The sequence below is a fragment of the Thermogemmatispora sp. genome (assembly GCF_019683755.1).
Taxonomy (GTDB): Bacteria; Chloroflexota; Ktedonobacteria; order Ktedonobacterales; family Ktedonobacteraceae; genus Thermogemmatispora.
Genome location: NZ_JADGHT010000405.1, coordinates 1 through 3,738, shown reverse-complemented (window position 1 = coordinate 3,738; position 3,738 = coordinate 1). Strand labels below are relative to the sequence as shown.

5 protein-coding genes are annotated in these 3,738 nt (G+C 56.6%); all 5 read left to right on the top strand.

Annotated features, from left to right (window positions below; all coding sequences use genetic code 11):
• Positions 1-105 precede the first annotated feature (105 nt).
• Positions 106-807, top strand: coding sequence for a dienelactone hydrolase family protein (locus IRZ24_RS17975; protein WP_297167333.1), 702 nt, complete (start codon positions 106-108; stop codon positions 805-807).
• Positions 808-900: 93 nt separating this feature from the next.
• Positions 901-1,548, top strand: coding sequence for a LysE family transporter (locus IRZ24_RS17970; protein WP_297167330.1), 648 nt, complete (start codon positions 901-903; stop codon positions 1,546-1,548).
• 295 nt (positions 1,549-1,843) lie between these two features.
• A complete protein-coding gene (locus IRZ24_RS17965; protein ID WP_297167327.1) occupies positions 1,844-2,251 on the top strand; it encodes a helix-turn-helix transcriptional regulator in 408 nt (135 codons plus the stop codon).
• 217 nt (positions 2,252-2,468) lie between these two features.
• Complete coding sequence (locus IRZ24_RS17960; RefSeq protein WP_297167325.1) at positions 2,469-3,362, top strand: hypothetical protein; 894 nt, start codon at positions 2,469-2,471, stop codon at positions 3,360-3,362.
• 41 nt (positions 3,363-3,403) lie between these two features.
• Positions 3,404-3,738, top strand: a 335-nt coding sequence (locus tag IRZ24_RS17955) for an SPFH domain-containing protein (RefSeq protein ID WP_297167322.1), incomplete at its 3' end; no start/stop codon positions are given.

The window sequence follows — 3,738 nt, the reverse complement described above, 5'->3', positions numbered from 1 at the left end:
GTATATAATTATAAGGGTGGTCCTGCCTGCAGCGCACACCGCAGAGATGATTGCGGGCCAGAAGCATCCTATTTTCTACCTACTTCTGATGAAGGAGTCGGAGCTATGGCAGTCATACGTACCTCGCTGGTAGACCTCAAAGTTAATGGCAACGGCGCCTATGCCTTCCTAGCTCAGCCAGATGACGACTTGAAGCACCCCGGTATCGTGATGATCCAAGAATGGTGGGGCATTGAGCCGCACATTCAGGATCTGGCGCAAAAGCTGGCAACCGAGGGTTTCATTGTGGCCGTGCCCGATCTCTATCATGGCAAAATCGCCACTGAGCCAAATGATGCCCTCAAGATGATGATGACGATGATCCGCGAAAAGATGGATCGCGCCGTCAAAGAGATCATCGGAGCGCTGGAAACCTTGAAGGCGATGCCCAATGTGGAGCCGAAAAAGCTTGGCCTCATTGGTTTCTGCGTTGGCGGCCTCCTGACCTATACAGTGGCTGAGCGCTATACCGATCTGGCTGCAGCTGTGCCTTTCTACGCAGGCGGCTATGATCCTCAGCCGGAGAATGTGGCCCGGGTAACGGCTCCTATCCTGGCAATCTATGGTCGCTACGACGATAGCATCCCTATGGAACAGGTCGAGAAGGTTGAGCGGGTCTACAAAGAGGCCGGCAAGGATATCACGGTCAAGGTCTACGATGCGGGCCACGCGTTCCTGAACCCCATGCACGGCATGGGAAATGAGAAGGCCGCCGCTGAGGCCTGGCCTCTGGCTGTACGTTTCCTCAAAGAGAAGCTTGGTCAGTAACTAGCCCGGCTGCCCTCCTTCAGCTCGCTAGATGCTCCCAAGTCAGTCAGAGCTGAATGGCAGGCGTACCAAACAAGTGTTACCGAGCCGCTAATGTTAACCGCTCTCTTCCTGGGCATCTCTTACGGCTTCACCGCCGGTATCAGTCCAGGTCCAATGCTCGGCCTGGTGATCACGCAGACGCTGCAACATGGCTGGCGGGCTGGCAATCTGGTCGCGCTGGCACCGCTGTTGACCGATCTACCGATTATTCTGCTGGCAGTGCTGTTGATCAGCCAGTTGCCGATCAGTGCCCTGGGCTGGCTGGCGGTGGCCGGTGGTCTCTTTGTGCTCTACCTAGGCTGCGAGACGGCTCTGACTGCCTATCGCTATGGTCACACGTCTTTCTCTTCTCAGACACTTCCATCCTCAGCCTCTACTGGCCACGCGAGGGGCCCTGTGCTTTGGCGCGCTGTTGTGACGAACGCTCTGAACCCCCATCCTTATCTTTTCTGGGGCACAGTGGGAGCTCAGTTGCTGATCCGCAACTATGAGGAGCAGGGGGCTGCCGGGCCTGCTTTGCTTCTGCTCAGCTTCTACGCTTGTCTGGTCGGCACGAAGCTGGGTATCGCTGGCATTGTGAACCGCAGCCGCCACTGGCTCCAGGGTCCTGTTTATCGCTGGGTGCTGTTTCTGAGCGCTTTGCTGCTGATGGCTTTGGGCCTGTGGCTCCTTACCGAGGGGCTGAGCAGCCTGCTATAGGATGAGCGCAGCGGAAGGCAAGGCCGACGCGTCACGGCTGATGACTTACCTTTCAATCAATCTATTTATTTGGCTAGATGAGCCAACCCCTGGTCAGGGGGAAGTGAGTTGATGGCTTGCTCTCTTCTTTACTTGACACGCTGATAACAGATCGCTATAGTAGAAAGAGATTATTTAACAAGTAGCTATGTGAGGCACTATGGATCTCGCTGAGAAGCTCAGGCATTTACGGAAGGTGGAAGGAGAGTTACGCGGCCTCAACCGGCCTATGACACAGACAGAAGTCGTCACGGCTATGGAGAAGGAGCTCGGTGAGACCATTAGCCAGGCCTATCTGTCGCAACTAGAGAGCGGGAAGCGGGTCCATCTGACGGCTTCTACACGTGACTTACTGGCGCGCTTCTTCAAGGTGCATCCGGGTTATCTGGTCAGTGATCCCCCGGACTTCAGTACTGATCTGCTGACAGATGTGGCTGAAGAGAGCGATCGCCTTGCTACCTGGCTGGAAGCCAGCGCAGAAGAGTGGCGGGCGGAGCCGGAGATTGCTGGCTTTTTCGCTGCCCTGGCGCGTACAACGGACCCACGTCGCTATCTGGCACTGCTCAGTGAGCTACTGGCGCTGCCTCTTTCCGAGCTAGAGCAGATTGTGCAGAGGTTGACAGCACCTGGCTCGAGCGCGGCAGAGCGAGAACTAGCACCTTAGTCGAGCCGATCAGCTTGGGTGAGCACGCCGCCACCGCCGTGAGGCCAAGTCTACCCCTCGCCGCTGGGCGGTAGCGCAACAGGAAAAGGGTCATGGCGTTGTAAGCCTGCAGAGGTGAAGCGTCTATACACAGTGGATCTGTCAGGTAGAGTGCGCAACGGGGCTCTCGTGCGAGCCGGGGCGTGTGCGCACCAGCAGCAGCAAAGGAGCCGGGTTTATGCTCATTGCCACTGATCCGCTTTCGCTGGTCTTTATCGGTTGCTTCTTGTTCGGGACCTTTTTCTTGGTCATTTCGTCGCTGCTGGGGAGCTTGGGACATGGCCTAGCTCACCATGCCAGCGGCACTGGCCCCCATGTAGCTGATGGCCTGCATGGCCTTGCTCAACATTTGCATCTGCCCCATGCCCATCTTGGCCCGTCGGCCTCCAGTGTCTCTGTGGACACCGGCACTGGCCATGTCGGTCACGTTGCTCCTGTCTCTCATGGGCTTGGAGCTGGGACACATGGGGCCTCCCCTCATGGGCAGAGCCAGCTCTCTCAAGGCCCTTCCTCTGCATGGTTATCCCATCTCCTGGCTTTGGTCAATCCCTGGACTGTGATTTTCTTCCTCCTGGGATTCGGCTTCTTCGGCTACATCTTCCATAACGCTACTCACCTGGATGTCCTTTTCTCTCTATTGCTTGCCCTCTTCGCAGGCTTGCTGCTGGCGGGACTGGTCTTGGCCCTGCTGTTCCGCATTTTCGGCGATAGTGAGGCGGAGACTATTCAAGATGTCTCGGATCGCACAGGTCTGATCGGTAAGGTCAGTTTGCCAATCCGGCAGAATAGCGTCGGCGAGGTCATCTATGTCTCACCTGGCGGTTTGCATAAGAGTGTGCCAGCTCGTAGCGTCGATGGTCGCCCGATCGAACGCGGACAGGAGGTGATTATTCTTAACTACGAGCGCGGGATCGCTGAGGTGGAGACCTGGGAACGGTTCTTCGAAGGCGAGCCAGGACAGCAGTCGCGGCATACGCCAACTGACGCAGAATTGGAGCAGTTGCGCATGCTCCTTCAGGATCAGGATGGAAACGGTCGTTCCGAGTTGCTTACCGGCAAAGACCTGCTTTGACTTGCAGAAAATGCTAACGTTGTGAGTAAGGAGTGACTGTCATGTTCAATGGCGTTCTCGGGCTGGTTGTCGGCGGCGTCTTGCTGCTTGTAGTGCTGGTCATTATCGCTATCGCTTTGTGGGCCAGCATGCTACGCAAGGTGGGACCTAACCGGGCCTTGATTATCTACGGCGCCGGAGGTACTGATGTCATCACCGGCGGCGCAAAGTTCGTCTTTCCTCTGATTAGTCGCGCTCAGGAGTTTCCTCTTGAATTGATGTCATTCGATGTAGCCCCGGCTCAGGATCTCTATACGTCGCAAGGGGTGGCTGTCAATGTGGAGGCAGTTACCCAGATCAAGGTGCGCTCCGATAAGGAGAGCATCAAGACGGCGGC